12 protein-coding genes are annotated in these 15587 nt (G+C 64.4%); 8 read left to right on the forward strand and 4 right to left on the reverse strand.

The window, feature by feature from the left end:
* Positions 1-17: 17 nt before the first annotated feature.
* The 8 genes from WDX12_RS11785 (at position 18) to WDX12_RS11820 (ending at position 10844) form a co-directional block, all read left to right on the forward strand.
* Complete coding sequence (locus WDX12_RS11785) at positions 18-2189, forward strand: hydantoinase/oxoprolinase family protein (RefSeq protein ID WP_434724981.1); 2172 nt, start codon at positions 18-20, stop codon at positions 2187-2189.
* 14 nt (positions 2190-2203) lie between these two features.
* Positions 2204-4399, forward strand: coding sequence for a hydantoinase B/oxoprolinase family protein (locus WDX12_RS11790; RefSeq protein ID WP_434724982.1), 2196 nt, complete (start codon positions 2204-2206; stop codon positions 4397-4399).
* A 6-nt stretch (positions 4400-4405) separates the two neighbouring features.
* The gene (locus WDX12_RS11795) at positions 4406-4921 is read left to right on the forward strand and encodes an acetone carboxylase subunit gamma (protein WP_320294277.1); all 516 of its coding nucleotides are present in this window, start codon (positions 4406-4408) and stop codon (positions 4919-4921) included.
* Positions 4922-4970: 49 nt separating this feature from the next.
* On the forward strand, positions 4971-5741 hold the full coding sequence (locus WDX12_RS11800; RefSeq protein ID WP_320294278.1) for a glucose 1-dehydrogenase: 771 nt from the start codon (positions 4971-4973) through the stop codon (positions 5739-5741).
* Between the two features lie 18 nt (positions 5742-5759).
* Positions 5760-6587, forward strand: a complete 828-nt coding sequence (locus WDX12_RS11805; RefSeq protein ID WP_434724983.1) for an SDR family NAD(P)-dependent oxidoreductase — start codon at positions 5760-5762, stop codon at positions 6585-6587.
* Positions 6588-6662: 75 nt separating this feature from the next.
* On the forward strand, positions 6663-7601 hold the full coding sequence (locus WDX12_RS11810) for an ABC transporter substrate-binding protein (protein ID WP_320294280.1): 939 nt from the start codon (positions 6663-6665) through the stop codon (positions 7599-7601).
* A gap of 88 nt (positions 7602-7689) precedes the next feature.
* Positions 7690-8751 carry a quaternary amine ABC transporter ATP-binding protein gene (locus WDX12_RS11815; RefSeq protein WP_434724984.1) on the forward strand — a complete coding sequence of 354 codons (1062 nt, stop codon included), beginning with the start codon at positions 7690-7692 and terminating at the stop codon, positions 8749-8751.
* On the forward strand, positions 8748-10844 hold the full coding sequence (locus WDX12_RS11820; RefSeq protein ID WP_434724985.1) for an ABC transporter permease: 2097 nt from the start codon (positions 8748-8750) through the stop codon (positions 10842-10844). Before WDX12_RS11815 ends, WDX12_RS11820 begins: the two co-directional genes overlap by 4 nt.
* On the opposite strand, the gene WDX12_RS11825 is transcribed toward WDX12_RS11820, so the two are convergent.
* The 4 genes from WDX12_RS11825 to WDX12_RS11840 all read right to left on the reverse strand — a co-directional run bounded on the left by WDX12_RS11825 (position 10845) and on the right by WDX12_RS11840 (position 15407).
* Positions 10845-12128 (reverse strand): O-antigen ligase family protein, encoded by a 1284-nt coding sequence (locus WDX12_RS11825; RefSeq protein WP_434724986.1) that lies wholly within the window; start codon positions 12126-12128, stop codon positions 10845-10847.
* A gap of 25 nt (positions 12129-12153) precedes the next feature.
* Positions 12154-13245, reverse strand: coding sequence for an acyltransferase family protein (locus WDX12_RS11830; RefSeq protein ID WP_434724987.1), 1092 nt, complete (start codon positions 13243-13245; stop codon positions 12154-12156).
* Positions 13246-13362: 117 nt separating this feature from the next.
* On the reverse strand, positions 13363-14541 hold the full coding sequence (locus WDX12_RS11835) for a polysaccharide biosynthesis/export family protein (protein WP_320294285.1): 1179 nt from the start codon (positions 14539-14541) through the stop codon (positions 13363-13365).
* A gap of 188 nt (positions 14542-14729) precedes the next feature.
* Complete coding sequence (locus WDX12_RS11840) at positions 14730-15407, reverse strand: sugar transferase (RefSeq protein ID WP_320294286.1); 678 nt, start codon at positions 15405-15407, stop codon at positions 14730-14732.
* Positions 15408-15587: the final 180 nt, after the last annotated feature.

Genomic DNA, 15587 nt, shown 5'->3' on the forward strand with positions numbered 1-15587 from the left:
CTCCGGGAATCTAGCCTATGGTCGTTCTCGATAAGGGAAGGCGACACGTGGACCAGATCACCACCAACCCCATCGTCATCGGCATCGACGCCGGTGGCACCATGACCGACACGATCCTTGTCGATCAGGACGGCCACTTCAAGATCGGCAAGTCGGCGACCACGCCGAAGAACGAGGCGGAAGGCTTCCTCGCCTCGGCCGAGGACGCGGCCGAGGCCTGGGGCATCTCGCTGCAGGACCTGTTCTCGGGCGTCAACGTGGTGCTCTATTCCGGCACCGGCATGCTCAACACGCTTCTGTCGCGCACCGGCCGCAAGCTCGGGCTGATCACCACCAAGGGCCTCGAGGACATGATCCTGATGGGCCGCGGCCTGCAGGCCTGGGCGGACTATTCCTATGCCGACCGCCTGCATGCGGTCACCCACCACCATCCCGATCCGCTGGTGCCGCGCCGCCGCACGCATGGCGTCACGGAGCGCATCGATCAATTCGGCGACATCATCCTGCCGCTCTACGAGCACGAGGTGCATGCCGCGGCAAAGAAGCTGATCGCCGACAAGGTCGAGGCGATCTGCATCATGACCGTCTTCTCGCACGTCAATCCGGCGCATGAGAAGCGCATCGCCGAGATCTGCCGCGAGGAGATCGCCGCTGCCGGCGCCGACATCCTCGTCTACACCAGCCACGAGGTGCGCCCGGTCATCCGCGAGCAGTCGCGGCTGAATTCGGTGCTGATCGAGGCCTACGCCACCTCGCGCGGCCGCAAGCAGTTGAAGGGCATCGAGGACGTCTCGAAGAAATACGGCTTCAAATATGGCGTGCAGACGCTGCTCTCCTTCGGCGGCCTGACCTCCATCAACCATCCGCGCCTGCACGAGACGATGATCTCCGGCCCGATCGGCGGCATCCTCGGCGCGGCCTATGTCGGCAAGCTGATCGGCAACGACTCGCTGATCTGCTCGGATATGGGCGGCACGTCCTTCGACATGGGCGTCATCACGCGCGGCCAGACGCGGATCGAGAACGAGCCGCTGATGGACCGCTTCAAGCTCAACGTGCCGACGCTGCATCTGGACACGATCGGCGCCGGCGCCGGCATGATCCTGAAGGTCGACCCGCTGACCAGGAAGGTCTCGCTCGGGCCGGAAAGCGCCGGTTCCGACCCCGGCCCGATTTGCTTCGCCAAGGGCGGCACCGAGCCGACCATCGCCGATTGCGACGCCATCCTCGGCAGGTTGAACCCGCACTACTTCCTCGGCGGCAAGGTCGTGCTGCAAGTCGAGAAGGCGCGCAAGGCCTTCGAGGAGAAATGCGCCCGCGTGCTCGGCGTCGGTGTCGAGGAAGCCGCTGAAGGCATGATCGACATGCTGGAGGCCGACGCCAACAACGCGCTGCGCCGCGTCATCTCCGGACAAGGCATCCACCCGTCCGAGTTCACGCTGCTCTCCTATGGCGGCTCCGGCCCGCTGCATCTCGCAGGCTGCTCGAGGGGCATCGGCTTCAAGGACATCATCACCTTCCAGTTCGCCGCCGCCTTCTCGGCGTTCGGCTGCACCACCGCCGACTTCATGCGCCGACATTCGGTCTCGACGCAGATCGATATCGGCGCACGCGCCGGCGATGACGAGCTGGTCGCGTTCGGCAAGAAGGTCACCAATGTCTGGGACGATCTCACCAGGGCCGCGGTCGACGAGATGGTCGCCGACGGCCATGCGCTGGATAAGATCAAGACCGTGCCGTTCCTGATGATGCGCTACACCGGCCAGCTCGAGGACGTCGAGGTGGTGGCGCCGCTGTCGGCTATCAAATCAGCCGACGATATGCGCAAGGTCATCGCCGAATTCGAGGCGGTCTACGCCAAGGTCAACCACCGCGTGTCGCGCTACGGCGAGGCCGGCTTCTCGATCACCGAGCTGGGGCTGATCGCCACCGCCGACAAGGTCAAGCCGATGCTGGTCAAGCGGCCGCTCGGCAAGTCCGACCCCGCGTCGGCCCACAAGGGCGTCCGCGAGGCCTATATCGGCGGCCGCTGGCACAAGGCCAATCTCTACGAGATGGATTTGCTGCAGCCCGGCCACGAGGTGATCGGTCCGGCCATCATCGAACATCCGGCGACGACGCTCGTCGTCCACCCGCAGGACCGCGTCCATGTCGATGAATGGACGCTGCTGCACTACACCCACGCTTGAGAAGGGCGAACGCCATGCTGGACAAACCCGCCTCTGCGCTGCGCATCCGCGAACGGCTGCTCGAATCCGAACGGCTGATGGAAGCGACCGGCTGCTATGACGGCATCACCGAGCTCCATCTGCGCAACCAGGATCCGCTGAAGTTCGAGACGCTGCACACCAAGCTGCGCGCCTATTGCGTCTCGGCCCGCGAGATGGCCCGGCGCATTTCCGCCTCGCCCGGCGTGCGCGAGGTCGGCGAGATGGTCGTCGCCATCTACACGCCGGAGGGCGACGCGATCGCGCTCTCCAACGGCATCATGGTGCATGTGCACACGATGAGCCGCTTCATCAAATGGATGATCCGCAACGGCTACGAAGAGAACCCGAAGATCAATGACGGCGACATCTTCGCCAACAACGACGCCTTCATCGGCACCGTGCAGGTGCCGGACGTGATGGACGTCGTGCCGATCTTCCATTCCGGCAAGCTTGTCGGCTGGGCTGGTGCCGTCTGCCACGAGCTCGAAGCCGGTGGTATCACGCCCGGCGGCGACGTGGCGCTCGCCCAGGAGCGCTTCACCGAAGGCCTGTTCGTCTGCGCCGAAAAGGTCGGCCAGAATGACGAGTTGCGGCGCGACTACGTTATCCGCTGCGAGCGCAATCTGCGCATGCCGATCTACTGGGTGTTGGATGAAAAGGCCAAGGTGGCGTCCTGCATCGACATGCGCGAAAGCGTCAAGGCGCTGATCGACGAGATCGGCCTCGACTACTGGATGCAGGTGTCGAAGGAATTCATCGAGGAGGGCCGCCGCGCCCAGCTCGCCCGCACTCGCCAGCTCACCGTACCCGGCATCTATCGCGGTCACACCTTCTATGGCCACGTCACCGCCGGCAAGCCGGGCTACCAGCCGCTGGGCGATCCCGACTGGCTCTACAACATCCCGATCGAGATGGAGATCACCAGCGACGGCAAGATCAAGATGGACTTCGAGGGCACGCAGCCCTGGGGCTACCATTCGATGAACTGCACGCCGGCCGGCATGGACGGCGGCATGTTCGTGACGCTGACCCAGCACATGAACTTCGAAGGCCTGGTCAATGACGGCGCCTGGATGGCGACCGAGCTGAAACTGCCGCACGGCACCTGGACCAACCCGGACAACGAAATGGTGGCGACCGCCACCTCCTGGGCGCTGCTGCTGCCGGCCTATGGCGTGTTCCAGCGGCTCCTGTCGCGCTCCTTCATCGCCCGCGGCTTCGTCGAGGAGGCTTTTGTCGGCCAGGTCAACAGCCCGATGATCGAGATGGGCGGCACCAGCCAGTACGGCACACCGTTCGGCATGGCGCATTTCGAATGCGCCGCCGCCGGCTCCGGCGCGCTGGCCATCAAGGACGGGCTGGACACCGCCTATGTCGGCTGGAACCCGGAATCCGACATGGGCAATATCGAGATCTGGGAACAGAACATGCCGATGCTCTATATAGGCCGGTCCATCGTTCCCAATTCCGGCGGCGCCGGCAAATATCGCGGCGGCTGCTCCTTCCTGTCGACCTGGCTCGTGAGCAAGACCGATCATCTGCGGCTGGTTACGTCCGAGCACTCGTCGCGCGTCTTCGACAATGGCGGCCTGTGCGGCGGCTATCCGGCGCCTACCTGCCAGAAGCATCGCGCGGTGCGCAACTCGAACATCTTCGAGCTGGCCGAGAACGGCGCGCCGCTGGCGCACCACACCGGCACCAATCCGTACCGCTCGGAGCTGGAAGTGCGCCTCGAAGGCGAGCACGTGACAATGGAAGGGCCCTATATCACCGCGCCGCACAAGACGGGCGACGTCTTCAGCCATTCCTATAATGGCGGCGGCGGTTACGGCGACGTGCTGGAGCGCGACCCGGTGAAAACCGCCTGGGACGTCGAGAACGGCTTCCTCACCAGGCAAGCGGCTGAAGGCATCTTCGGCATCGTGCTCGACGAAGACGAGGAAGGCTTTCCGGTCGCCAATCTCGAAGCCACCAAACGCCATCGCGCCGAGATGCGGGCAAAGCGCCTGGCCCGCGCAAGGCCGGTTTCGGAATGGATCGCCAAGGAGCGCGAACGGGTGAAGGCGGCCGGTTTCGCGCCCGAGGTGAAGAAGATGTACGCCAGCGCGATCAAGCTCTCGCCGCGCTTCACCAAGGACTTTTCGACCTTTTGGGATGTCGATGCCAAATCGACCTTCGGCGTGGAGTAAGGGACCATGACCTCATACAGCAAGGAAGTCATCGCCGATCTGGTTGCCGGCACGCTGCCCTGGCCGCAGACGCGCCGCATCATGAGCGCCTACAAGGACGACGACCGTTTCTTCAAATATGTCGCGGTGCTGCAGGACCGCGTCGGCTGGAAGGACCCGATCCTGCTCCCCGTCGGCGACCATCTCTTCATCTGCCAGAGCGGCGACGAGCGGGTGACGAAATGCGAATGCGGCCATTCCTTCGGCGACTACCGCAAGAACTGGAAGCTGAAGGCCTCGATCATCGTGCGCGACAGCGAGGAATCGCTGCGCGAGATTTATCCCAACAGCGATCTGCCGGATCCGGACTGGATGGAAATCCGCGAATTCATCTGCCCTGAATGCGGCACGCTTCACGAGGTCGAGGCGGCCGCGCCAGGCTACCCGATCGTGCATGACTTCGAGCCCGATCTCGAAGGGTTTTATCGCGATTGGCTGGGCAAGCCGCTGGAGCAGAACAGAGCAATTCCAGGAAAAGTGTGAAACGGTTTTCCGTCCGGAATTGCGTCAACAGAGGAGGTTGATGCCGCTGATGGGTCGCGTCGCAGGCAAGGTGGCGCTCGTTACCGGGGCCGGTCTCGGCCTCGGACGGGCGTCTTCGCTTCTGCTGGCGGCGGAAGGCGCCAGGCTGGTCGTCAGCGACATCGATGAAGGCCTCGCGGGCAATACGGCGGCGGAGATCGTCAAGGCCGGCGGCGAGGCATTGGCGCTGCGCCATGACGTATCGAAGCCCGAGGACTGGCCGTCGGTCATGGCGGCGGTCGAGCAGCGCTTCGGGCGGCTCGACGTGCTGGTCAACAATGCCGGCATCGCGATTGCCAAGACGATAGAAGACACCTCCTTGGCCGAATGGCGGCGCACCATGGCGGTCAATCTCGACGGCGTCTTCCTTGGCTGCCAGGAAGGCATCAAGCTGATGAAGAAATCCGGCGGCGGATCGATCATCAACCTCTCCTCCATCGACGGCATCATCGGCGAGGCGGAGCTTGCCGCCTACTGCGCCTCCAAGGGTGGCGTCCGCACCTTGACCAAGGCGGTCGCCGTCCATTGCGCCGAACGGCGCTACGGCATCCGCTGCAACTCCATCCACCCGGGCTATATCTGGACGCCGCAGACCGAGAACTATTTGCGCGATCTGGGAAAGCTCGAGCAGGAGAAAGCCAAGGCGCTGTCGCGCCATCCGATCGGCTTCCTCGGTGAGCCGAACGACATCGCCTACATGGTCCTCTACCTCGCCTCGGACGAATCCAAATTCGTCACCGGCTCCGAAATGGTCGTCGACGGAGGCTATCTTGCAGTGTGAATATGGAGACCGCTTGCGATGACCAACCTCACCGGCCGCAGCGCCATCGTCACCGGCGGATTCTCGGGCATGGGTTTTGCCATCGCCACGGCGCTCGCCAAGGCAGGCGCCAACGTTGCCGTCGGCTCCTATGTGGCGCCGCCGCAGCCGGGCAGGGCGGATGCCGCCTATTATCCCGGCGCCGACGAGATCGAGCGCGTGAGGTCGGCGCTGGCCGCCCACGGCACCAAGGTGCATGCCGCCCATCTCGACGTCCGCGACAGCGCGCTCACCAACCTGTTCTTCGCGGAAGCCCAGGCGGCCGTCGGCCAGGCAGACATCCTGGTCAACGCCGCCGGCACCACGGCTGAACAGCCGGTCTGCGGCCATTCCGACGAGTTGTGGGACAAGATCGTCGACACCAACCTCACCGGCGCGTTCCGCACCACGCGCGCCGTGCTGCCCGGCATGATCGGGCGCGGCTGGGGCCGCATCGTCAACATCGGCTCGACGGCGGCCTCGGTCGGCTGGAAGGACAACCCAGCCTATTGCGCCTCCAAGGCCGGCCTGCTCGGCCTCACCCGCTGCGTGGCGCTGGAAGGTGCGCCGCATGGCGTCACCTGCGTCATGATCAGCCCGACCTGGGTCGAGACCGAGCTGATGCGGCGCAATGTGGCGCAGGTCGTCGAGCGCGAAGGCAAGGGCCGCGGCGCCGAGGAACTGATGGACGAATTCAGGAAAGGCAATCCCCAGGGTCGCATGATGCGGCCGGAGGAGATCGCGGCGCTCGCCGTCTTCCTCTGCTCGGACCTCGCCAAGGGGATCACCATGGAGAATATCCAGATCACCGGCGGCGCCTTGTGGTAGCGTCGGTTGGGGGTGACCGGTCTCGTGGGAAGAGACCGGCTTGGAAGAAAGGCCATCAACAACAGGGGAACTGACATGAAAACGAAAAGTGCCTTGCAAGGGGCCGGAATTGGCCTCGCGCTGATGCTTGCCGCAACGACGGCTGGGCAAAGCGCCGATCTCGGCGCCAAGGACGAGCCGATCAAGCTCGCCATGCTGGAATGGACCGGCGCGCATGTCTCCACCCACATCGCCGGGCAACTGCTGCAAAAGCTCGGCTACAAGGTCGAATACGTCACCGCCGGCAATTTTCCGCAATTCTCAGGATTGGCCGACGGCTCGCTCAGCGCCTCGGTCGAGATCTGGCTCAACAATGTCGGCGACATCTATCCGAAGGTGCTGGCGGCCAAGCAGATCGAGGACATCGGCAAGCTCGATCTGAAGACACAGGAAGGCTGGATCTATCCAAAATTCATGGAGAAGGTCTGCCCCGGCCTGCCGGATTGGACTGCGCTGAACAAGCCTGAATGCGTCCAAGCGCTGGCGACGCCCGAGACCGCGCCGAACGGCCGCTTCCTCGATTACCCGTCCGACTGGGGCTCGCGTGCAGCGACCATCCTTGCCGACAACAACATGCCCTATACCGCCGTGCCGTCCGGCTCCGAAGGCGCGCTGGTCGCCGAGCTGGAAGCAGCGGAAGCCGCCAAGACACCGCTGATCATGATGTTCTGGGGTCCGCATTACGCGCTGGCCGAGAATGATGTCGGCTGGGTAACGATGCCGCCCTGCAAGCAGCAGACCAACGACCACTGCATCACGCCGCCTGACGTCGACAAGATCGTCTGGTCGGGCTTCGGCGCCAAATGGCCGGCGGCCTATGCCTTCCTCAAGGCCTTCAAGATGGATGCGACCGAGCAGCAGAAGCTGATGCTGGCGGTCGACAAGCAGGGCAAGGATCTCGACGCCGTCGTCAAGGAATGGATCGACAAGAACGAGGCGGTGTGGAAACCTTGGGTCGACGGCGCCAAGGGATAATTCCGCCGATGTGCCTGACAAGGGCTGAAGGCCACCAGGGTCCGGCTCCCGCGACGCGCAGGGCCGGGCAGGGCACGGGCGGTTGCCGATGAACGCCGCCGCGCGCCCGATAAAACTTGCCTGCCGCAATGTCTGGAAAGTCTATGGCCGGCGTCCCGGCTATTACTTCGACTCGCGCGGCTATGTGATCGATCCCGACGCGCTGGCCGAACGCCTGCGCGCGGAAGCGCATCTGCCGGCCGTGGTCGATGCCAGCTTCGAGGTGGCGACTGGCGAGATCTTCGTCATCATGGGCCTGTCCGGATCCGGCAAGTCGACCCTGGTGCGCTGCCTGTCGCGCCTGGTCGAGCCGAGTGCCGGCGAGATCCTGCTCGACGGCAGGAACCTGCTCGCCGCCAGCGGCAAGGAGCTCATTGAACTGCGCCGCCACGCCATGGGCATGGTGTTCCAGAATTTCGGCCTGCTGCCGCATCTGAGCGTGTTGGGCAACGTCGCCTTCCCGCTGAAGATCCAGGGCAAGCCGGCGAAGGAGCGCGAAGCCCGCGCCCGCGAGATGATCGCGCTGGTCGGGCTCGAAGGCCGCGAGGCGTCCTTCCCGCACCAGCTTTCCGGCGGCCAGCAGCAGCGCGTCGGCATCGCCCGCTCGCTCGCGGTGGGGCCGGAGCTCTGGTTCCTCGACGAGCCGTTCTCGGCGCTCGATCCGCTGATCCGCAAGCAGATGCAGGATGAGTTCCTGCGCCTGCAGCGCATGCTGAAGAAGACCATCATCTTCATCACCCACGATATCGCCGAGGCCTTCCGCCTGGCCGATCGGCTGGCGATCATGCGGGACGGCAAGATCGTGCAGATCGGCCGCCCGGCCGACATTGTGCTCAACCCGGCCGACGACTATGTCGCGCAGTTCACCGAGGACATGCCGCTGCTGCACGTCATCACGGCCGGTGACATCGCCACGCCCGCCAATGGCGCGGCGCTGCCCGAACGGAGCGTCGCCGCCGACACCAGTCTCGAGGCGCTTATCCCGCAGCTCGCCTCCGGCGTGGCGGCGTTCGCTGTGCCGGGCGCCGGCGGCAGCCCGCCGACGGTGCTCAGCGCCGGCGCGGTGCTCGCCGTGCTGGAGCGCGAGCAGGCGAGGCGCACGCGCTCATGACGGCGCCGGCCGCGATCGCGCCATCCCCGCAAAGGTTCGCCATCGCGCCGACCCTTGTTCCCTGGTGCGGCCTGGCGGTGCTGACGGTGCTTTGCCTGCTGCTGAAAACCGAGCTTCCCTGGCTGGTCAATTTCCCCAAGGAATGGACGCTGCCGCTGGCCACGTACATCAACGCCGTGACCGACGTGGTGGTCGCCGTCATCCAGCCCGGGTTCCGCGCGCTGTCCGCCCTGCTCGATGCGCCGATGCGCGGCGCGCGGCTGGTGTTCGCCTGGCTGCCCTGGCCGGCGGTGATGCTGGCAGTCGCCGCCCTGGCGTTGAAGTCGAGCGGCGAGCGGCTGGCGATCTTCGCGCTCGCCACGCTCGCCTATATCCTGCTGGCCGGCTATTGGCCGCAAAGCATGAACACGCTGGCGCTGGTGCTGCTGGCCGTGCCGATCTCGACCGTGCTCGGCTTCCTGCTTGGCGTTCTCGGCTACGCTCGCCCGCGCTGGCGTCCGGTGCTGCTCGGAGCGCTCGACCTGATGCAGACGGTGCCGGCCTTCGCCTATCTTATCCCGCTCTTGCTTCTGTTCGGCTTCGGTCCGGTGGTCGGGCTGATCGCCTCGGCGATCTACGCGACGCCGCCGATGGTGCGCAACACCATGCTCGGGCTCGACCGCGTGCCGGCGGCGATCAGCGAGGCCGGCCTGATGAGCGGCTGCACGCGCCGCCAGCAATTCTGGCAGGTCGAGGTGCCGACGGCGCTGCCGCAGCTTCTCGTCGGCTTCAACCAGACGACGATGGCGGCGCTGTCGATGGTGATCGTCGCCGCCATCATCGGCGGCTTCGAGGATATCGGCTGGGAGGTCCTGTCCTCCATGCGCAAGGCCGAGTTCGGCCAGAGCATCCTCTCCGGCCTCGTCATCGCCCTGCTCGCCATCCTCATCGACCGCCTGACCATCGGTTTCGCCAAGGCGCCGGAGACCGGGCCGACGCGCGCCATGCGATGGATGACGCCACGCCGGCTGGCCCTGTCTCTGGTAATCGCGCTGGCCCTCGCCGTCGTCATCCGGCTGGCCGCGCCCGATGCGACGCTACTGCCGGAAACCGGGCTGCGCATGCAGATGGGCGCCGTCAACCAGTGGCTGCTGGGGCTTGTGCGCGACTATGCCTGGTTCTTCAACGGTGTGCGCAATTCCGTGCTCTATTGCCTGCTTTTGCCGATGCGCGTCGGCATTTCGGGCTCGGCGACGCCGGCCATGTGGGGCTTTTCGCTGCCGCCATCTGCGCTGGCAATCTATGTTGTTGTGGTGCTGGCCTTGGCCGGGCTGGCTGCGCGCCGCTTCGGTTGGCGGGCGGCGGTCGCCGTGCTCGCGGCCGGCCTCGTTCTCTACACCGGCTTTCTCGATCTGCCCTGGCCTGTCTTCATCCTTGCGGTCGCCTTGCTCGCAGCCCAGGTGGGCGGGCGGCGGCTTGGGCTCTTCGCGGTGGCAGGCTTCGGGCTGATCCTGGTCAACGGCCTATGGCCGCAACTGGTGCAGTCGCTCTATCTCTGCACGCTGGCGGTCCTGCTTTGCCTCCTGGTCGGCGGCGCGCTCGGCACATGGGCGGCGCACAGCGACCGCGTCTCGCGCATCCTGAAGCCGATCTGCGACGCGCTGCAGACCATGCCGCAATTCGTCTTCCTCATCCCGGCGCTGATGTTCTTCAAGGTCGGCGAGTTCACTGCGCTGATCGCCATCATGCTCTACGCAATCGTGCCGCCGATCCGCTATGTCGAGCATGGATTGCGGCATGTGCGCGCCGACGTCGTCGAGGCGGTCGAGCAGATGGGCGCGACGCCGATGCAGACCTTGCTGCAGGCAAAGCTGCCGCTCGCTCTGCCGGTCGTCATGCTCGGCCTCAACCAGACCATCATGGCCGCGCTGTCGATGCTGGCCATCGCCGCGCTTGTCGGCACGCGCGATCTCGGCCAGGCGGTCTATGTCGCGCTCGGCAAGGCCGATGCCGGCATGGGCTTGATCGCCGGCCTGTCGATCGCCTTCCTGGCGATCCTGGCCGACCGGCTGATCCAGGCAGCGGTCGCGCGTTCGGCCGTTGCTTCCCACTGATCAGATAGGGGCCGGCATGTGGCCACCGCCATGCCGCTCGTCCTCGGCGGGAATGGCTACCCGGCGGCGTCGGAAAGCCGGCAACGGGGTCAGCCTGAACAGGCCGTAATAGACGATGAAGGACGCCATGAAGTAGGGGCCGAGCATCTCGACCTCGAAGAACGAGCGGATCAGCATCAGCCCGATCGCGCCGGCAAGCACCACCGAATCGGCGTTCCACTCCCCGAACACCACTTTCGAGACGTGGCCGTAGAAAGCGCGCAGGATGACCAGTGCCAGCAGGGTGACGCCGATGAAGCCGATCTCGACCAGCGTCTCGACATAGGTGTTGTGGAAATGGAAGCCGGAGCGGGTCGAGATGTAGAACTCCGCCCACAGCCGCTCCGGATCGGCAAAGCCCTGCACCCAGTAGGCGGCGTAGCCGTAACCGAGCAGCGGATGCTGCTGCGCCGCCTCCCAGCCCTGCTCCCAGAGATAGGTGCGGCCGGTGAGCGTCGAATCCTTGCCGAAGAGGCCGAGCACGAGATCCAGCAGGCCCAGGTTGAGCGCCGCCACGACAGCCATCACCAGCGCGCCGGCGCCGATGATGAACAGCACGCGGCGATAGCGCAGCGATAGCACCTTGGTCATGGTGAGCAGCGACACGATGCCGATCACGGCCGGCAGCGAGGCCACCGACGTCGCCGAATGGGCGATTGCCAGCATATAGACCGACAAAAGCATGATCGGCGCGGTCCAGACGAAGCCCAGCCAGTTGCGCCGGTAGAAGACCAGGAACGCAAGGCAGAAGAAGATGCCGAGCGAGGAGAAGAAGCCGACCTGGTTCTTGGAACCAAAGGCGCCGACGAAATTGACCGTGCCGTCCATGATGTCGAGCGCGTAAGCGCCGACTCTCAGCGAATAGAGCAGAACGACGAAGATACCGATCAGCGAGCCCACCATCAGCGTGCGCACGCTGATGGTGCGCGCCGCGACATAGGCGCAGACGATATGCGAGGAATATTGCACCGCCGCGCGCGCGCTGATGCCCGCCGCCTGGGACCAGAACACCGAGAAGCAGACATAGGCCGCAAGCAGTATGGGCAGCCAGGCGGTGGAAAGTCTCCAGGTGAAGCGCCGGTAGTCGACGAAGAGCAGCGGCAGCCAGACGGCGTAGTAGGCGAGGATCAGGATCTGGCCGAAATTCGGCGAATAGGCGAAAGCGACCATGGAAACCGCGACGGCGAAGGCGCCGTAGCTCTCGTTGCGGTCGGGATCGATCAGAATGGATTTAGGAATCTTCATAACGGATTTTGCCCGTTGACCCTTCTTAAGCCACGGCCCGGGCGCGCTGCATCTGCCGCTGCAGGAAGCGCCGGACAGGCTCGTCATAGACGCGCGTGGCGATGTCGGCGATGACGATGACCGAGGCCGCCATCACGAGGCCGAACCAGGGATGATGCGCGAACGGATCGACCGAGAAAGCCTTGCCCGCCCCGGCGATGATCATCAGCATCGGCGTGTGGATGATGTAGATCGGGTAGGAAATCCGCCCGAGCCAGCCATAGAAGCCCGACAATCGCGGCGCGGTCGGCGCCACCGCGCCGGTCATCACCATCATCGGGAAGACGATGACGATGGCGGCGAGGTCGTAGGCAACGCGCGCGCCGCCGGCCGGTGCGATGGCGAAGACGGCAAGCGTGAGCAGGATCGCGCCTTCGACCCACAGGCCGCGCCGCAGGAAGCCGAGGCCGCCTTGCCAGCGCGCCATCGATCGGCAGAGCAGCACGCCGAGGAAGAACGAGAAGGTGACGCGCGGCAGCCCGCTGAGAATGGTGTTGCCGGTCATGCCGAAGTCCAGCGTGCCGGCGAGGATCGAGGCGACGACGAGCAAGACGAGGCTGGCGGCGACGATCCCCGTCAGCACGCGCCGTGACAGGAGCACGAAGACCGCGACATAGGCGATGTTGACGATGAGCTCGAAGAACAGCGACCACGAAGCGGGGTTGAGCGGAAAGATCGTATGGTAGGTATCGCTGACCAGCGGGATGAAGAGCATGCCCGTGGTCAGTTGCATGCCGATCTCGGACAGCGGCATGTACTCGGCCGGCATCAACCTGTTCTTGACCAGCAGATAGAAGAAACCGAGCAGCGTTCCGGCAAGGTAGAGCGGATAGAGGCGTATCAGGCGGATCGCAACGAAAGTGCCGAAGCCCATGCCGTTCTCGATCTTGCGGTCATAGGCATGCGCGATGACGAAACCGCTGAGCAGGAAGAACAGATCGACCGCCAGATAGCTCGACGGCAGCACCTTGCCGTCTGCCAGGAACGGCGAGAAGTGGTAGAGCATGACGCTGATCGCCGCCACGCCGCGGATGGCGTCGAGGTTCAGATACACGTGACGCGGGGCTGCGGGCTGCATGTTATGCCTTCAAGCGGTCCAAACAGATCGCCCGCCCGCGCCGTGACGCGAACGAGCCTGACTTGTCCCTCCCGTCTCCGTCCCTCGGCTCGAGTCGAGCAAGCCGGGCCGGCGACGCTACTGGCTGGCCGTCGGCGCCAGCTTCACCTTGATCACGTCGCCCGGCAGGACAGGCGTGTCTTCCTTGGCTTCGATCTCGCTCGTCTTGCCGTCGGCAACCCGCACCAGTGAATAGAGCAGGGCCGGTTCTTGACTGCCGGTGAGGGCGGCAGTCGTTGCCGGATCCGATGCCTGTGCGATCAGACCCTTCTGCATACCGACCCTCAAGGCTGCCTCATTCAGGTTCGCCTCCGTTTGCTGCCGATCGGCGGTGAGGCTCGAACCCAATGTGTTGCGGGCATCGATGGCATCTTGCTCTGCCTTGCTGATCGACTGCTTGGCTGTGAGGATAGCCGTCTCATAGTCCAGGATCTTGCCTTGCAGGTCGGTGACCGTCTGCTGCGAGGAAAGCAGACGCGCATTGGCAACCAGGCCCTTCTGTGCCAGCGGACCTATGCTGTCGGCCTGCTGCGTCGCCAGATCGACCTGCTTCTGCTGGTTGGCGATCTTCTTCTGCAGCGATTCGATTTCCGACTGCAGAACACCCTTCAAATCATCGAGCGCATCGAGCTTCAGCTTGAGCGACTTCTGGTCGGAGACCAGGATCGCAGTTTCGTCGGCGACGATGGTCGGCAATCTGGAATCGCCCTGAATTTCCTGAGGCACCTCGAAAGTCGTTTTCCCGGCGAGGTCGGCGTCGATGCGGGCTCGCTTGACCATCAGCCGCAAGCGCTGGTCGTCATAGATTTCATAGCTGCCCTTGGCGGTGATCAGATCCTTTTCGATCTGCGGACCATAGTCGGCATTGCGCCGGATACCGCCGGCGATGCTGATTGCCTTGAGCACGGTCAGATCGGGCACGAAGGGAAACTGGCCGGGGTTCTGGACTTCGCCCGAAATGTAGAACGGCCGGAACTGCGCCATCTCGACCGACGCTTCCGGCTTGTCCGGCAGCGCCAGCTTACGCTGCAGGGCGAGCCCGATCGCCGAGGCGACTTCCGCCGTCGTCTTGCCGGCAGCCTGCATGTCGCCGACGAACGGCACCGACAGCGTCCCTGCCGGGCCGACCGAATACTCGCCATTGATGGCCGCCCAGTCGCGGAACGTGCCGTCGACGGTCTGCCATTCGGCAACACGGATATTGAGCTTGTCCAGTGGGCCGAGCTGATAATCGCCGGCGGCTGCAAGCTGCGGCATGGCCAGCGATCCCGCAACAAGCAACGCGCCCGCGAGGCGGGCGGTCGTCCTGGGTATGAGACTGACGGCGTAAGACAGTCCGAAGGGGTCTTTTTTCAAATGAACGTTTCCGATTCGCTTTGGCCCCATCCGCCCGATGAGATCACTGCCGGATACCTGCCCCGCGTTGGGCGAGGCAGGTCCGTCGGTCAATAGCTGCCGCGCGACATCCACACGGCAGGAACGGTCTTGAAGATGATTCGGATGTCCTGGAACATCGACCAGTTCTCGACATAGTGGCGATCGAAGGCGACGCGCGTGTCGTAGGACACGTCGTTGCGGCCGCTCACCTGCCACAGCCCGGTGAGACCCGGGCGCGACTTCAGGTAATAGACCGCGGCACTGCCATAGATCTCCAACTCATCGCGCACGACCGGGCGCGGACCGACAAGGCTCATGTCGCCCTGCAGGATGTTGAGGATCTGCGGCAACTCGTCGAGGCTGAGCTTGCGAAGCACCTGGCCGACGCGAGTGACGCGCGGATCGTTCTTCAACTTGCGCGTCGCGATCCACTCGGCGTTGGCTTCCGGATTGGCCGCCAGATAGGCGTTGAGCACGCGCTCGCCATCAGGCACCATGGTGCGGAATTTGAGGCAGGAGAAGATCCTGCCTCCACGGCCGATACGCTTGTGGCCATAGAAGATCGGACCATTGTCCGAAAGCTTGACCAGCAGCGCGACCATAAGGAAAAGCGGGCTGAGCAGGACCAGCCCAGCCAGGGAACCGACGATATCGAAACTGCGTTTGAGCAGACCGCCGATGGGGGGTGGAAAATCAACGCCGACCTGCGCAAAACCCGCATTAGCCGACTTGGCGACGTCCCTCATGCAGAAGCTCCATACGTTGAACGGATGGTTTACGGCAAGATATCAAAAAAATGCTGCAGCGCAACACACAATTTCCCATCGCGCTGAAATGTTCATGTCATGAATTGATTAAATAATAAACCTGCCTTGCCCAAATTTTCACCTTTGTGGCATGTTTATGACAAGGTGAGAGCAAACCAG

It is taken from the genome of Mesorhizobium sp. RIZ17 (assembly GCF_051127865.1).
GTDB classification, from domain to species: Bacteria; Pseudomonadota; Alphaproteobacteria; order Rhizobiales; family Rhizobiaceae; genus Mesorhizobium; species Mesorhizobium humile.